Source organism: Collinsella sp. LCP21S3_D3 (assembly GCF_052118305.1).
In the GTDB taxonomy this organism is placed as follows: Bacteria; Actinomycetota; Coriobacteriia; order Coriobacteriales; family Coriobacteriaceae; genus Collinsella.
Genome location: NZ_JBQKHK010000001.1, coordinates 239,161 through 254,411, shown reverse-complemented (window position 1 = coordinate 254,411; position 15,251 = coordinate 239,161). Strand labels below are relative to the sequence as shown.

Here is a 15,251-nt window from a genome sequence, read left to right as displayed (position 1 = left end):
GCAATGACCAAGAACCGCACCGAGGTCGCGGACATCGACCGCAGCCTCTACGACTTCACCTATGGCGAGGAGGGATTCGAGCGCCTCGACGCCGGCATCACGCCCGACATCGTGCGCGAGATCAGCGCCAAAAAGGACGAGCCACAGTGGATGCTCGACCTGCGCCTCAAGTCCCTCGAGATCTTCAACCGTTTTCCCGACCCAACGTGGGGCCCCTCCATCGAGGGCCTGGACATGGACAACATCGTCACCTACGTCAAGCCCAACACCGACCAAAAGCACGACTGGGAGTCGGTGCCCGACGACATCAAGAACACCTTTGAGCGCCTGGGCATCCCCGAGGCCGAGCGCAGCTACCTGGCAGGCGTCGGCGCGCAGTACGACTCCGAGCTCGTCTACCACAACATGCAGGACACGGCGTCCAAGATGGGCATCGTCTACTCCGGCATCGAGGAGGCCCTGCACGACCCGCGGTGGGAGCCGCTCATCCACGAGAAGTTTATGACGCTCATCCCGCCCACCGACCACAAGTTTGCGGCCCTGCACGGCGCCGTATGGTCGGGCGGCTCGTTTGTCTACGTGCCCAAGGGCACCAAGCTCGATTTTCCGCTGCAGAGCTACTTCCGCCTCAACGCCAAGGGCGCCGGCCAGTTTGAGCACACGCTCATCATCGTCGAGGACGACGCCGACCTGCACTTTATCGAGGGCTGCTCCGCACCCAAGTACAACGTGGCCAACCTCCACGCCGGCGCTGTGGAGCTCTTTGTGGGCAAGCGCGCGCACCTGCGCTATTCGACCATCGAGAACTGGTCCAAGAACATGTATAACCTCAACACCAAGCGTGCGCGCGTGGATGAGGACGGCGACATCGAGTGGATCAGCGGCTCCTTCGGCAGCCATGTGGGCTACCTCTACCCCATGAGTGTGCTCAACGGCCGCCGCGCCCGCTCGAGCTTTACCGGTATCACCTTTGCCGGCGCCGGCCAGAACCTCGATACCGGCTGCAAAGTCGTGCTCAACGCGCCCGATACCTCGGCAACCGTCGAGACCAAGGGCATCTCCAAGAGCGGTGGTATCCAGACCTTCCGCAGCTCTATCGTGGCCACGCCCAAGGCCGAGGGCTCCAAGGCAACCGTGAGCTGCCAGTCGCTCATGCTCGACGACCAGAGCCGCTCCGATACCATCCCCGCCATGGACATCCGCGCCAAGAATGTCGACATCGGCCACGAGGCCACCATCGGCCGCATCGGCGACGACAAGGTGTTCTACCTGATGAGCCGCGGCATCTCGGAGGAAGAGGCCCGCACCATGATCGTCAACGGCTTTGCCAACCCGGTCTCCAAGGAGCTGCCGCTTGAGTACGCCGTCGAGATGAACAACCTGATCAAGCTCGAGATGGAAGGAGCGATCGGATAATGAAACAGACCACGAACACGCCGAACGCATTTACGTCATCCGAGCTTCTGCAGCGCGACGTATCGGGAGCGACGAGCCCGACGACGCGTACTAAAGGTACGCGAGGAGGGTCGGAGCCCCGAGACGGCGTGCTGCAGGAGATCGGGGGCGTCAACGCGATGCCGGCCGCCACATGGGGCTGGCTCAAGATGAACCAGACTAAGCTCGAGCTTTCGGACGAACTTGCTGCCGCTCCCGCCGAGGCCATTGAGGTCGAAGGCCTGGACGAGCAGATCCATGGTGCGGCCGACGCCTTCGATACCGCCATGGAGGCCATGGCCGAGCGCTTCCCCGAGCGCCGTGCCTCAGCCCCCGGCGACGCCGCCGACCGCGCCCGCATCACGCCCGAGACCGAGCTCGACGTGCCCGCCACCTCTGTCTACCAGGCCGGTGCCATCAAGCTCGAGGAGGAGCTCTCCCCCGCCGAGGCCTTCGAGACCGGCATGGGCGAGGCCGCCTACACCTATCTGGCCGACCATGCCACCAAGCGCATCGTCATCGACGTGTCCGCCTACGGCCGTGCCACGGTTACCGTGCGCGTGAGCGGCATCGACGCCGCCGCTGCCATCGCCGCCATCGATGTCGTCGCCCGCCCGCAGGCAACGCTCGACCTGCAGATCGCCCTGGACTCCCCCGTTACCGGCGAGGGCGTCGTGGGCTCCGTGCTGCGTGTGTGCGCTCACGAGTACGCCACCGTCAACGTGACCTGCACGCAGATGCTCGACGACAGCTGGATCGCGCTCGACGACACCGGCCTGTTCCTGGACGAAGGCGCACGCGTCAACGTGCAGCACACCGTACTGGGTGCTGGCGCCAGCGCCACCGGCCTTGCCGGCGACCTGCTGGGCGACACCGCCAAGGTGACGATCGATACCGATTACCTGGGCGCCCGCCAGCAGGTGCGCGACTTTAACTACGAACTTCGTCACCGCGGCCGCAAGACCGAGTGCGAAATCGATGCCAACGGTGTACTGACCGGCACGTCCAAGAAGGTCTACCGCGGCACCATCGACCTCGTGCACGGCTGCAAGGGTGCCGTCGGCACCGAGCGCGAGACGGTGCTGTTGGCCAACAAGGGCGTCGACAACAAGACCGTTCCCGTCATCCTCTGCGACGAGGACGACGTCGCCGGCAACCATGGCGCCACCATCGGCCACGTCCGCGACGAGCAGCTGTTCTACCTCGCCTGCCGCGGCCTTGACCAAAATGCAGCCGAGGACCTGTTCATCCGTGCCAAGCTGGAGGACGCCGCACTTTCCGCGACCGACGAGCGCACCCGCGCCGCCGTCGTCCGCCTGGGCAACAACCTGATCGATAACTTTGAGGAGGAGCTCGCATGATCGACACCGAGCACGTTAAATGCGATACCTGTACTGCCCCCGAGCCCATGGAGTTCGACGCCAGCGATGAGTCCTCGCGCGGCTGGCCTACCGTAGACATCGAGATCAATCCCTACAAGGCGCAGTTCCCGCTGTTCCAGCAGCACCCCGAGATCGCCTTCCTCGATAGCGCCGCCACCGCGCAGCGCCCCGCCTGCGTGCTCGACGCCGAGCGTGACTTCTACCAGCGCATGAACGCCAACCCCCTGCGCGGCCTGTACTCGCTGTCCGTCGAGGCCACCGAGGCTATCGCAAAGGTGCGCCAGCAGATCGCCGACCTCATCGGCGCCTCCCAGGCTAATGAGATCGTCTTCACCCGCAACACGAGCGAGTCGCTCAACCTGGTCGCCAAGAGCTTTGCGCCCACGGTGCTCGAACCCGGTGACGAGGTCGTCATCACTATCATGGAGCACCATTCCAACCTGATTCCGTGGCAGCAGGTCTGCCGCGAGACCGGCGCCAAGCTCGTCTACCTCTACCCCACCAAGACCGGTCAGCTCACGACCGAGGAGGTTCTATCCAAGGTGGGCCCCAAGACCAAAATCTTGGCCGTGGGTCAGATCTCTAATGTGCTGGGCGTCGAGAACCCGGTCAAGAATCTCGGCAAGCTCGTGCACAAGTACGGCGGCTATCTGGTCGTCGACGGCGCGCAGTCGCTGCCGCACATGCCGGTCGATGTGGCCGATCTGGGAGCCGACTTCTTTGCCTTTAGCGCGCACAAGGCCATGGGCCCTATGGGCATCGGCGTGCTGTGGGGCAAGATGGATCTGCTCAACGCCATACCGCCCATGCTTACCGGTGGCGAGATGATCGATTCGGTCACCGAGCAGGACGCCGTCTGGGCGCCCGTCCCCGAGAAGTTCGAGGCCGGTACGCAGGACGCCGCCGGCATCTTCGCCACGGGCGCGGCGCTTGATTACCTGGTCAACACGGTGGGCTACGAAAACATCCAGGCCCGCGAGCAGGCACTCGTCCACTACCTGATGGGCGAGCTCATGCAGCTCGACTTTGTCCAGATCATCGGCTCCATCTATTGGGACAACCACCACGGGGTCGTCAGCTTTAACGTCAAGGGCATCCACCCTCACGACGTCGCGAGCATCATGGACATGGACGGCGTCTGCATCCGTGCCGGTCACCACTGCGCGCAGCCGCTGCTCACCTGGCTGGGCGTCGAGAACCTTGCCTGCTGCCGCGCCAGCGTGGCCTTCTACAACGACAAGGCCGATATCGATAAGTTCATCGCCGGCCTGCATCACGTTTGGAGCACGTTCAATGGGTAATCTGTACACCTCCACCACGTTTATGGAGCACAACTCCCACCCCGACTACAAGTACGAGATGGATGCGCCCACGCACGAGCACGACGGCATCAACCCCAGCTGCGGCGATGAGCTCACCCTGCAGCTGCGTGTCGAGAACGATGTAATCGAGGAGGCCTCGTTTACCGGGCACGGCTGCGCCATCAGCCAGGCCAGCGCCGACATCATGGCCGACCTCATCACGGGCGAAACGGTCGAGGAGGCTCGTCGTCTGGCAGGGCTTTTCCTCGCCATGATCCGTGGCGAGGAGCTCTCCGAGGAAGACTTGGAAGACTTGGACGAGGCTGCTCAGCTCCAGGACATCTCACACATGCCCGCCCGCGTCAAATGCGCCGAGCTCGCCTGGCGCACCCTCGACGGCATGCTCGAGGGTCAGGCTAACCAGTAACGGATGCCCCGAATCCAAGGTTTTTGATTGCCGAGCCGCCCGATACGGGCGGCTCGGCTTTTTCATAACGAGCGCACGCGCAGCCACGCTTCCGGCGCCCAATCTTCATTTATCGCACGGCCAACCGCAAGCACAAGCGTTTTTCACAGTACCAAAGGCTTGCCACAGGGCCACGGGGCACGCCGAGCAAAGCGCCAGGCACCGTCCTACTAGGCTCCGGCTCGCCTCCTGCCTGCCGCAGACGGGTCCCATAGGGTGCGGCGTGCATTTTTGCGAGTATTCAGCACGCCAAGCTATGTGCATACAAATCACGAGCATAAATTAGCGCCTTCGGGCGCGTGTATATTGCGTTTTAGAACAGGCATTACGGTCTACGGGGACGCAAACGCGTGCTTCGGGGCGTAATGGCAGACAAATAATTGTCTCGGGGCCCGCAAGTTGCAAGGTTATAGTAGTTCCGACAGCACTACGATGCTGAAAACTCCGCTTTTTGCACGGCGTGGACGGGGGTAGGCACGGGCAAAACCGGACTGAGCTATTGTTTTATGCAAGACGGCAATCATTCTATGCATATTTAGAAGTGTAGTTAACGTCCAAGCATTTAGAATGATGGTCCCAGTGGGCAGACAGCCCTATCCCAGGCTGTCATCAGTCCGCACCGCCGTTCGAGCACGGGCGCGCACAATACGAGAAGCGGTACTTTTGCTTATCCCCGTATACCGCTCAATCTGGCGCACCGTAAAACCAGCATCGTGCAAGCCAAGAATAACGATATTGCGCTGCGCCGGCGGCGCCGCCTTAACCCCCCGGAGCGCAACCCCGAATCCCTTCGCCAACTCATCGGCAAAGACGCGCCGCTCCAACTCCATCTCTACCAAATCGCGCATCGCCGGATCGCCGCCGTCGGGCGTCGAAAGCGAATAGGCAATAAAGGCCTTGGCAGAACCAAAAAGCTCAAGCACGCAAGAAGGATCGGAAAATCCCCTCGTAGCATCTGCCTCGTCACCGTCGTAAACGCGCAGATGCTCCGCAAAGCTGCTCCAGGGATACCGCTCAATTAGGTTGATGCCCGCATCCTGCGGATCGGCGTGAACGGAGCGAACAGCCTCCATCACCTGCCGGTCGGTATCGAGCGAACAGCGCTCAAAACGTTCCCGGAACAGGCAGCCCGATCGCCCAGTACGCTTATTGAACCGACGAGCATACGTCAACAGCAGGCGTTGCATGGCTGCACTCATGTTGTCCTCATAATCCAAAAGTACCAGATCAACATGGTCGCCCATGAGGCACCACGCCACAATCGTTACCTGGGCATCGCGGCAGCAGTCGCGCATCAGCTCCAAAAACTCCCACCGGTCCTCGTCGCTCTCAAAGATCAGCTGACTGCCCATACCGCGGGCACAGACATGGTAAAAACCGGTGATCGTTTTCCAAACACGCTGCATGGCGCTCCCTTCGCCGGGACCTGCTTACCATCCAATACATCACGATTGAAACGTGCCATCAAAACATTCACGCAAAATGGCACCCGTCGACGGTAAAAGGCGGCAAACCGACGGCGAATGGCATCATAACCACAGGCTAGACACCGCAACAAGGGCAAGAACTAACCAATAACTTGACCAGAACTGACCCCCTATAACGTATCGCATAACCGCAACCAAGCTTGTTAAATCGTTTCAATTGAAAGTTCCGCGCTTCTCGTTACGAAAACTGCGCCGTTCGCCGAATATTCCGTGCATTTCGCGGTATTATAGGGGCTGCATGTCATGTCCCTTTCGAAGGGTCGCCCGGCAATCACCAGCCACGACCTCCAGACGGGACGCCAACACGATAGAGAGGAGAGGCATGCAGTACTCACAGGAAGTGGAGAACATGTGCCCCGTTGCCAAGGGTGCATACCACGGCCCCGCACCCATCCCCGAGGAGGGCAAGTGGGTCCAGGCTAAGGAGATTTCCGACATCTCCGGTCTTACGCACGGTGTGGGTTGGTGCGCACCTCAGCAGGGCGCCTGCAAGCTCACGCTGAACGTCAAGGACGGCATCATCGAGGAGGCCCTCGTTGAGACCATCGGCTGCTCGGGCATGACCCACTCTGCTGCCATGGCTTCCGAGATCCTTCCCGGCAAGACCATCCTCGAGGCCCTCAACACCGACCTCGTCTGCGACGCCATCAACGTTGCTATGCGCGAGATCTTCCTGCAGATCGTTTACGGTCGCAGCCAGACCGCGTTCTCCGAGGGCGGCCTGCCCGTGGGCGCCTCCCTCGACGACCTCGGCAAGGGCCTTCGCTCTCAGGTCGGCACCATGTTCGGCACCAAGGCCAAGGGCGCTCGTTACCTCGAGCTCGCTCAGGGCTACGTCACCCGCATGGCTCTCAACGACAAGAACGAGATCATCGCGTTCGAGTTCCTGAACCTCGGCAAGTTCACCGACGCCGTCAAGGCCGGCAAGACCCCCGAGGAGGCCATCGCTGGCGCCATGGGCCACTATGGTCAGTGGGAGAACGCTGCCAAGTACATCGACCCGCGCACCGACGAGGAGACTCACTCCGTCGCCAGCGTGTTCCCGGTTCACGAGTAGAAAGGGAGGGAAATAACTATGACTGTTACGTTCGAAGGTTACGAGCGCCGCGCTGACAAGATCAACAAGTGCCTCGCCGACAACGGCATCGCCTCCCTCGAGGAAGCTCTGCAGATCTGCACCGACAAGGGCTTCAACCCGCGTGAGATCGTCAACAACACCCAGTCCATCGCCTTCCAGAACGCCGAGTGGGCCTACACCCTCGGCTGCGCTCTCGCTGTCAAGCGTGGCGCCAAGAACGCTTCTGAGGCTGCCGCCATCATCGGCGAGGGCATCCAGGCCTTCACCGTTCCCGGCTCCGTCGCCGAGGACCGCAAGGTCGGTCTGGGCCACGGCAACCTGGGCGCTATGCTGCTCTCCGACGACACCGAGTGCTTCGCCTTCCTGGCCGGCCACGAGTCCTTCGCTGCCGCTGAGGGCGCTATCGGCCTGGCTCTGAACGCCAACAAGGCTCGCAAGAAGCCGCTGCGCGTTATCCTCAACGGTCTGGGCAAGGACGCCGCCCAGATCATCGCCCGCATCAACGGCTTCACCTACGTGAAGACCCAGTTCGACTACTACACGGGCGAGCTCAAGGTCGTCGAGACCATCCCCTACTCCGATGGTCCCCGTGCTGCCGTTAACTGCTACGGCTCCGACGACGTCCGCGAGGGCGTTGCCATCATGTGGCACGAGAACGTCGACATCTCGATCACCGGTAACTCCACCAACCCCACGCGCTTCCAGCACCCCGTCGCTGGCACCTACAAGAAGGAGCGCATCGAGGCTGGCAAGAAGTACTTCTCCGTCGCTTCTGGTGGCGGCACTGGCCGTACCCTGCACCCGGACAACATGGGCGCCGGCCCTGCCTCCTACGGCATGACCGACACCATGGGCCGTATGCACTCCGACGCCCAGTTCGCCGGTTCTTCCTCCGTGCCTGCGCACGTCGACATGATGGGTCTCATCGGCATGGGCAACAACCCCATGGTCGGTGCCACTGTCGCCTGCGCTGTCGCCGTCGAGGAGGCCCTCAAGGCCTAATCGCGCCCGCGCGATGCTCATATAGTTGAGCTTTCGAGCCGCTATCCACCCGGGTAGCGGCTCTTTTTGTTTGCACTGCCGCAGGGTTGCTAATGCCGATATATCAGTTGGGACGAAATACGAGATGTGATGAGATGGAGCGTCAGAGCGTCCATAACGCCCATCTGCCATATTTGCCCTTTACCGATTTACCGAGTCTTTTCGGCATCATTGTCGATCACCCATGCGAAAATGCGCCGGACGAGAAAGGAATCCCATGGAATCGACTGATGTACTGGTAATAGGATCTGGCATTGCGGGCCTTTGTGCCGCCATAGAAGCGGCGCGCGCGGGCGCGACCGTTGCCGTCGCAAGCGCCGGCAAGACCATGAGCGGATCGAGCTTCTTCCCGGGCACCTGGGGCCTTGGCCTTATTGGCCCCATCGACGAAGACGACGAACAGGACCTCATCGACACCATCCAAACCGTCGGCGGCGGTGTCGCCGACCCTACGCTCGTCCAGACGTTCGTCCACGGCATTCCCCAGGCCATCCAATGGCTCGAGCAGAATCTAGGTGTTGAGCTCCAGCGTCCGCAAAGCGCCGAGAGCGCCCAGCAAAAGCAATTTATCCCCTGCTTTGACCATAAGACACGCAATTGGCGCGGCCTCACCCGCAAGCCCCTTGAGGACGCGTGTGCGGCCCAGATCAAGTCTCTCGGCATTCACCTGCTCCCCAGCCACGAGCTTATCGACCTTGTTGAGGACACAACCGGAAAGATTATCGGCGCCGTACTCTACGACCGCACAAACAAGCATCTCGTACCTATGGCAGCCAAGGCCACCATCATCGCTGCGGGCGGCACGGGTGGCCTGTTCGAGCGCAGTCTCACTTCCGCCGACGTGCTCAGCTCCTCGCAGGCCATCGCGCTGGCACACGGCGCAACGCTCACTAATATAGAGTTCATGCAGATGATGCCGGGCTTCATCGAGCCCAAGCGCAACCTTGTCTTTAACGAGAAGACCTGGCGCTACGTACATGTAGACCAGCCGGTCGATATCGCCGACGACAAGCTGGACGATCTACTTGAGCAACGCTCCGGATATGGTCCCTTCACCTCGCGCTTGGCCTCCCGCGCCATCGATCTTGCCATCGATCAAGCTGGTACCGAAGGTCTGGCGCTCCACTACGATTTCCCCCGCGAAGACGTCCCCGAGTTTGTGCAGACCTTTGCCACCTGGCTACAAGACGAGCACGGCATCGCGCCGACCGACGAGATGCGTGTGGCGATGTATGCCCACGCCGCCAATGGCGGCATCAACATCGACAAGACCGCATACACGGGCGTTGAGGGCCTCTACGCCTGCGGCGAGGCGACAGGCGGCATGCACGGGGCCGATCGCATTGGTGGCCTGTCAAGCGCCAACGGCATCGTGTTTGGGCGCATCGCGGGCGCCTCGGCAGCCCAAGCAGCACAGAATGCACCTGAGGTGGCCCCAAAGGCGGATGTCGCCCTCCCCCAGTATGGCATTGCCACAACAGACGCCGAGCGCCTGACCCGCGGCCTTAAGCACACGATGAGTACCTACTGCATGATCAACCGCACCGAAGCAGGCCTCTCCAAGGCGCTGCAAGAGCTTGAAAGCCTGCAAGACGAGGTCACCATGCTGAGCAAGCCATATGTCAATGACAGCGAAATCGCAGCCCTCGCCCGCCTGCAATCGCAGATTCAACTAGCGCAGGAAATGGTCAAAGCCATGCGCAAACGGACCGAAAGCCTCGGATCGCACTATCGACCGAACTAAACTAGACACCCATCTAAAGCAGAACACAACTAATCGATATCTATGGGCCCCGTGAGCTCGAGGTGGCACGGGGTCCATTGTACGTGGCAGCCTCATCGACCGTGGAATTGTCCCCGAGAATCTACCGCCTGCCGAGGATACAAAGAAGCTCGAACGTCGCGTGAAAGCAGACGAGAAAAAACTCAAGGGGGCACAGACGGATTCACCGACCCCCAGGGCAGGCTCGACTTGTAAAGCGTCTGTGCCCTTTCGGGTTCGGCCCCATGTATGGTTAACAAAAAAGCGACTAGCCGAAGCCAGTCGCTTTAACATACTTTGGTGGGCCGTCAGGGGGTCAGCCTGCTGCGCAGGCGGCCGCTGCGGCGCTTCGCGCCTTGCGCGCTGCGCTGGTAAATGCTCACGCATTTCCTCAGCTCCGCGCCCTTTCGGGTTCGACCCCATGCGAGGTCAACAAAAAAGACGGCCAACTTTCGCTGACCGTCTTAACATGCTTTGGTGGGCCGTCAGGGGGTCGAACCCTGGACCTTGGGATTAAGAGTCCCCTGCTCTACCAACTGAGCTAACGACCCAAAGCTAAAGTCCGTAGTAGCGGACTTTAGAGGAGATATCGTGTGGTGGGCCGTCAGGGGGTCGAACCCTGGACCTTGGGATTAAGAGTCCCCTGCTCTACCAACTGAGCTAACGACCCGATATCAACACGAAGCAAGAACTGGGGTGGGTAAAGGGACTCGAACCCTCGACCTACGGGACCACAACCCGTCGCTCTAGCCAACTGAGCTACACCCACCGTGTCCTGTGCGCTTCGCGCTCGACTATTATTGCAAGGAACGCCACGCGACGCAAGCCCCAATTTTCAAGAATTTTGAAAAGAGTTTTTCGGATCCATTTCGAGCAAATCCCACCGGTTCCATAGGAGTAAACTTGCCCCACCCCGATGTTCGAAAGGACAAGCATGAAAGAACTCTCCAATCGCACGGCAACCTTTACCGATTCGGTCATCCGCCGCATGACGCGCATCTCCGATATGTACGGCGCCGTCAACCTCTCGCAGGGCTTCCCCGACTTTGATCCCCCAGCGCAGCTGCTCAAGAGCCTGGGCACCATCGCCACCGATCCCAAACCGCTCTACCACCAGTACTCCATCACCTGGGGCTCCCAGGCCACGCGCGAGGCGCTTGCCGCCAAACAGGAGCACTTTATGGGCATACCGATCGACCCTAACCAGAACATCGTGGTCACTTGCGGCTCCACCGAGGCCATGATGGCTGCCATGATGACGGTCACCAACCCCGGCGACAAGGTCGTCATCTTCTCGCCCTTCTACGAGAACTACGGCGCCGACACAATCCTTTCGGGTGCCGAGCCCATCTACGTGCCGCTCAACCCGCCCACATTCGACTTTGACCGCGAGACACTCGAGGCGGCCTTCCGCGACAACGACCCCAAGGCCATCGTCCTGTGCAACCCTTCCAATCCCTGCGGCAAGGTCTTTACGCGCGAAGAGCTCACCTTTATCGCCGATCTCTGCAAAAAGTACGACGCCTACTGCATCACCGACGAGGTATACGAGCACATCGTCTACGCACCCCACGAGCACGTCTATATGGCCACGCTGCCCGGCATGTTCGAGCGCACCATCAGCTGCAGTTCGCTATCCAAGACGTACTCCATCACCGGCTGGCGTCTGGGCTACACCATCGCCCCGGCCCAGATTACCGAGCGCATCAAGAAGGTCCACGACTTCCTCACCGTGGGTGCCGCCGCTCCCCTGCAGGAAGCCGTCGTCACCGCCCTCAACTTCGACGACAGCTATTACCAGGAGGTCCTCGATCTCTACACAGCCAAGCGCGATCTGTTCTGTCAGGGGCTCGATAGCATTGGTCTTGAGCATAACGTGCCGCAGGGCGCCTACTACGTCATGATGGACATCTCTGAGTTTGGCTATGACAGCGACCTCGACTTCTGCGAGGACCTCGCGTCTAAGGTGGGCGTGGGCGCCGTGCCCGGCTCGAGCTTCTTCCGTGAGCCCGTCAACCATCTGATTCGCCTCCACTTTGCCAAGCGAGACGAGACGATTAACGCGGCGCTGGAGAACCTCAAGTCGCTACGCGATAAAATCAAGCCGCGCGGGTAAGGACGGCCCGGCAACTAAAGCACCCAAAGAAGCCCCGCACCGCACGCGCGTTGTAGGGCTTCTTTTTATAGCGCTTTCTTAATTTGTTTAAAGCGCTATACTTTAGTCACGGAGCAACTCGTCCCAGGGGAAGGAATACTATGGCAGAGCAGCAGCTTATCGGAGCGCTCGAGGCCGGCGGCACCAAGATGGTCTGTGCCACGGGCTATGCAGACGGTACGGTCCTGGAGCGTGAGCAGATCGCAACCACGACCCCGCAGGAGACCGTTGAGGCCGTCAACGCATGGTTTGCAAACAAGGGCATCGCCGCGCTGGGCATCGGCGCCTTTGGCCCCACCGCAGTCAACCCTGCCTCGCCCCAATACGGCAAGATCTTGGAGACGCCCAAGACGGCATGGCGCTACTTTGACCTGCTGGGCACCATCCAAAACGAGCTCAATATTCCCTGTGGCTACGACACCGACGTCAACGTCGCCTGCCTGGGCGAGGTCAGCTTTGGTTGCGCCCAGGGCCTCACCGACGTGGTGTATCTGACCATCGGCACCGGTGTGGGCGCCGGCGTGCTCTCGGGCGGCCAGCTCGTGCACGGCATGATGCATCCCGAGGCAGGGCACATCCTGGTCACACGCGATCCGCGCGACACCATCGGCGAGCACAGCGGCTGTCCTTTCCACGACAACTGCCTCGAGGGCCTCATCGCAGGCCCCGGCATTAAAAAGCGCTGGGATGGCAAAAGCGCCGGAGACATGGCCGATGACCCGGAGGCCATGGACCTGCTCGCAGGCTATCTGGCACAGGCACTCATGACCTACACGCTGTGCTATGCGCCGCAAAAGATCATCATCGGCGGCGGCGTGGCCGACCACACCCCCATCGTGCCGCTCGCCCGCAAAAAGTGCGCCGAGATGCTCAACGGCTATATCGTCACGCCCGAGGTCAATGACATCGATACCTACATTGTCAACAACAGCCTCGATGGTAAGCAGGGCATCATGGGCTGTCTGGCCCTTGGCGCACAGGCGATCCAGTAAAGGGTGCACCAACGACACACGGTATTGCCGGGCCCGTATAACGCGCAGACAACGCTATCGCGCCCTGCAGGGCCCCCAAACGCACAAGGCCGCTAGGACCAAGCAAAACGTCCTAGGCGGCCTTTCTGGTGCATACAAGCGATCGGAGGAGATATCGGAGCACAACGCCGGTAGCCGCTCCGCAGCAGTCAATCATCACGTCGGTGATCATACCGGCGCGCCCCGGCACAAATAACTGAATCGTCTCGTCGATTGAGGGGACCAGCAACAGAAAAACCACCGTGGGAAGCAGTCTGTCAAAAGTGCGTCGACCCTCGATATCAAAGGCATGTGTCACCAAAACACCAAGCACCATATACTCGGTAAAGTGTGCGCACTTGCGGACGACAAAGTTGGTTACCCATTCATACGGCAGGCTCAAGCTATGCAATAGCCCGCGGACGTCCTCCATGATCGCCAAGCTCAGTGAGCCGGACCCCGTGCCCGGAACCAGTGAATTGCCCCAGATCAGCAACACCATGGCGCAGGCCGCAACCGCCCACTTACGATCGATCTTAATCATGCAGAACTAGGCCTCGGCACGAAGCGGCGTAAAACTGGCGGTACCGCCCTCGATAACACTCAAATAGGCACGGCCCGTACGCTTGGCGGTAGAGGACTGCAGGCGCTCGATCTCTTCCTCAAGGATCTGATTGACGCGCTCGTGGCGACGGTTTTCAATAACGCCGGCGGCGATAGCCTCGGCGCGCTCGATACTCTCGCGCGAGATACGCGCGGTATCCTCGGGAAACACGGAGCTGTGGCGGCCGACATAGACGGGAGCAACAGACACAGGTGAGGCTGCAGGCGTGGGCATCGGCGCGGGGGCGGGCTCGGCGACCTCGGCCATGATCGCCATAGCGGCGGCCCACATGTCCTCGTGGCCCGAATAATCGGCCATGGGGATATCTTCCTCGAGGGAGGCATCGGGGAGACTGTCGGTATCCACGCGATTCTGGGCATCGATAGAGGCAGTGATGGCGGCGGGCTCGTCCAAATCGGCGAGATCCACACCCTTGGCATCGGAAATGATGGGCATGCTGGCGAGCTTGGCGTTGTACGGCACCGCCTCCGCGGCCTGCATTTGGGCCGAAGCGCCCCAAAGCGAGCTTTCGGCAGCACGACGAGCGGCGATGGTCTCCTCGTCGACAACCAGGGGCTCATCGGCAAAGGGGTCGGCGACAGGAGCCGGCTGAGCTGCGCCCTGCTGGCCGGTCGAAGCGGCCGCCGCGGCAGAGGCGTACGCAGCCGAAGAAGCACCGTTATAGGCGGCATTGTTGGCAGCGTTGGCCACAAGCGCCACGAAAGCTGCAGTGCTGCCCGCAGGAGCGGCATGAGAGCCCGAGACGGCACGTGCGGCAGCAGCGATGTCGTCGCGGTTATAGGAGCCAGTCTTTTCACCGTTTGTGAGCTCGTCAATTGCGACCTGGTAGATATCGCGCGAGCGAGCGGGATCGCAGCTAACCGGCGAATCGTCGTCGAGCATGCTATCGATCATAGCCCAGGCATCGGCCTCGTCCATGGCATTGGCGGCACGGGCGATGGTCGGAACGCCATCATCGGTGTGGCGGCGCTGAAACGCGCCGGTCAGACCGGAGAGAAGCGAAGAGGATTGACCCTGCTCGTCCAAAGTGACAGGAGCAGCAGCCCGGGGAGCGGCCTCCTCCTGCTGAACGGGAATAGAGGCGGTCTTGAACTCGTTGTAGGTCCGACTAAACTGAGCGGCGCCGCCCACGGCATCGGGCTCAAACAGGCGGCCATCGTGCTCCGCACGATACTCAGAGATACCCAGCGAGGCGGCATAGATACCCACGCCGGCCACTGCGCCCACGGCAAAGGGAACAGCACCCGCGACGACCGTCTCGTTGATTGACGAAAACGGCAGTGTAGCGGCATACACGACCACGGGTGCGGCAAGGCCGATCCCGCAGGAAAGTCCGGCAAGGACTGCTCGTTGTGTTGCATCAGAAGAAGCCATGAGCTCTCCCCATCTTCCAGCACCCAAATCGCATCATTCAGTTGGCTGCGCGAGAGAAGATGAAGCGGGGCCTGAGCCCCAAAGCAACGGTATAAGGTTCGTTTCATCTGCGTTTTCCGTCGCGAAGCTTAACTGC

12 protein-coding genes and 3 tRNA genes are annotated in these 15,251 nt (G+C 61.0%); 9 read left to right on the top strand and 6 right to left on the bottom strand.

Features of this window, described 5'->3' with window-relative positions:
- The first annotated feature begins 3 nt into the window (after window positions 1-3).
- The 4 genes from sufB to sufU are packed head-to-tail and all read left to right on the top strand — an operon-like array spanning window position 4 to window position 4,544.
- Window positions 4-1,416, top strand: a complete 1,413-nt coding sequence (gene sufB / locus ACTQ1S_RS01035; protein WP_154518287.1) for a Fe-S cluster assembly protein SufB — start codon at window positions 4-6, stop codon at window positions 1,414-1,416.
- Complete coding sequence (locus tag ACTQ1S_RS01030) at window positions 1,416-2,795, top strand: SufB/SufD family protein (RefSeq protein WP_441546851.1); 1,380 nt, start codon at window positions 1,416-1,418, stop codon at window positions 2,793-2,795. The genes sufB and ACTQ1S_RS01030 overlap by 1 nt, the downstream gene beginning before the upstream one ends.
- Window positions 2,792-4,117, top strand: a complete 1,326-nt coding sequence (locus ACTQ1S_RS01025) for an aminotransferase class V-fold PLP-dependent enzyme (protein WP_441546850.1) — start codon at window positions 2,792-2,794, stop codon at window positions 4,115-4,117. The genes ACTQ1S_RS01030 and ACTQ1S_RS01025 overlap by 4 nt, the downstream gene beginning before the upstream one ends.
- Window positions 4,110-4,544: a Fe-S cluster assembly sulfur transfer protein SufU gene (gene sufU / locus ACTQ1S_RS01020; protein WP_427718807.1), complete on the top strand. Its 435-nt coding sequence runs from the start codon at window positions 4,110-4,112 to the stop codon at window positions 4,542-4,544. Before ACTQ1S_RS01025 ends, sufU begins: the two co-directional genes overlap by 8 nt.
- 632 nt (window positions 4,545-5,176) lie before the next feature.
- Here the strand turns inward: sufU and ACTQ1S_RS01015 are convergent.
- A complete protein-coding gene (locus tag ACTQ1S_RS01015) occupies window positions 5,177-5,989 on the bottom strand; it encodes a transposase (protein WP_441546849.1) in 813 nt (270 codons plus the stop codon).
- A 403-nt stretch (window positions 5,990-6,392) separates the two neighbouring features.
- On the opposite strand from ACTQ1S_RS01015, the gene ACTQ1S_RS01010 reads away from it, so the two are divergent.
- From ACTQ1S_RS01010 to ACTQ1S_RS01000, 3 genes are all read left to right on the top strand, one after another.
- Entirely contained in the window at window positions 6,393-7,127 is a 735-nt protein-coding gene (locus ACTQ1S_RS01010) for an iron-sulfur cluster assembly scaffold protein (protein ID WP_006235554.1), read from the top strand.
- Between the two features lie 18 nt (window positions 7,128-7,145).
- Window positions 7,146-8,150, top strand: a complete 1,005-nt coding sequence (locus ACTQ1S_RS01005; RefSeq protein WP_154518278.1) for a GGGtGRT protein — start codon at window positions 7,146-7,148, stop codon at window positions 8,148-8,150.
- A 256-nt stretch (window positions 8,151-8,406) separates the two neighbouring features.
- Window positions 8,407-9,933 (top strand): FAD-dependent oxidoreductase, encoded by a 1,527-nt coding sequence (locus ACTQ1S_RS01000; protein ID WP_441546848.1) that lies wholly within the window; start codon window positions 8,407-8,409, stop codon window positions 9,931-9,933.
- Window positions 9,934-10,426: 493 nt separating this feature from the next.
- Here ACTQ1S_RS01000 and ACTQ1S_RS00995 read toward each other — a convergent pair.
- The 3 genes from ACTQ1S_RS00995 to ACTQ1S_RS00985 form a co-directional block, all read right to left on the bottom strand.
- Window positions 10,427-10,502 (bottom strand) — tRNA-Lys (locus tag ACTQ1S_RS00995).
- A 43-nt stretch (window positions 10,503-10,545) separates the two neighbouring features.
- A tRNA-Lys gene (locus ACTQ1S_RS00990) sits at window positions 10,546-10,621 on the bottom strand.
- 22 nt (window positions 10,622-10,643) lie between these two features.
- A tRNA-His gene (locus tag ACTQ1S_RS00985) sits at window positions 10,644-10,720 on the bottom strand.
- Window positions 10,721-10,885: 165 nt separating this feature from the next.
- Between ACTQ1S_RS00985 and ACTQ1S_RS00980 the strand changes: the two genes are divergently transcribed.
- Window positions 10,886-12,067: a pyridoxal phosphate-dependent aminotransferase gene (locus tag ACTQ1S_RS00980; RefSeq protein ID WP_441546847.1), complete on the top strand. Its 1,182-nt coding sequence runs from the start codon at window positions 10,886-10,888 to the stop codon at window positions 12,065-12,067.
- 140 nt (window positions 12,068-12,207) lie between these two features.
- Window positions 12,208-13,098 carry an ROK family protein gene (locus ACTQ1S_RS00975; RefSeq protein WP_441546846.1) on the top strand — a complete coding sequence of 297 codons (891 nt, stop codon included), beginning with the start codon at window positions 12,208-12,210 and terminating at the stop codon, window positions 13,096-13,098.
- Window positions 13,099-13,210: 112 nt separating this feature from the next.
- Here the strand turns inward: ACTQ1S_RS00975 and ACTQ1S_RS00970 are convergent, their stop codons facing one another.
- Entirely contained in the window at window positions 13,211-13,660 is a 450-nt protein-coding gene (locus ACTQ1S_RS00970) for a VanZ family protein (RefSeq protein ID WP_427727924.1), read from the bottom strand.
- 6 nt (window positions 13,661-13,666) lie between these two features.
- Window positions 13,667-15,115 (bottom strand): hypothetical protein, encoded by a 1,449-nt coding sequence (locus ACTQ1S_RS00965; RefSeq protein ID WP_441546845.1) that lies wholly within the window; start codon window positions 15,113-15,115, stop codon window positions 13,667-13,669.
- Between the last annotated feature and the right edge of the window lie 136 nt (window positions 15,116-15,251).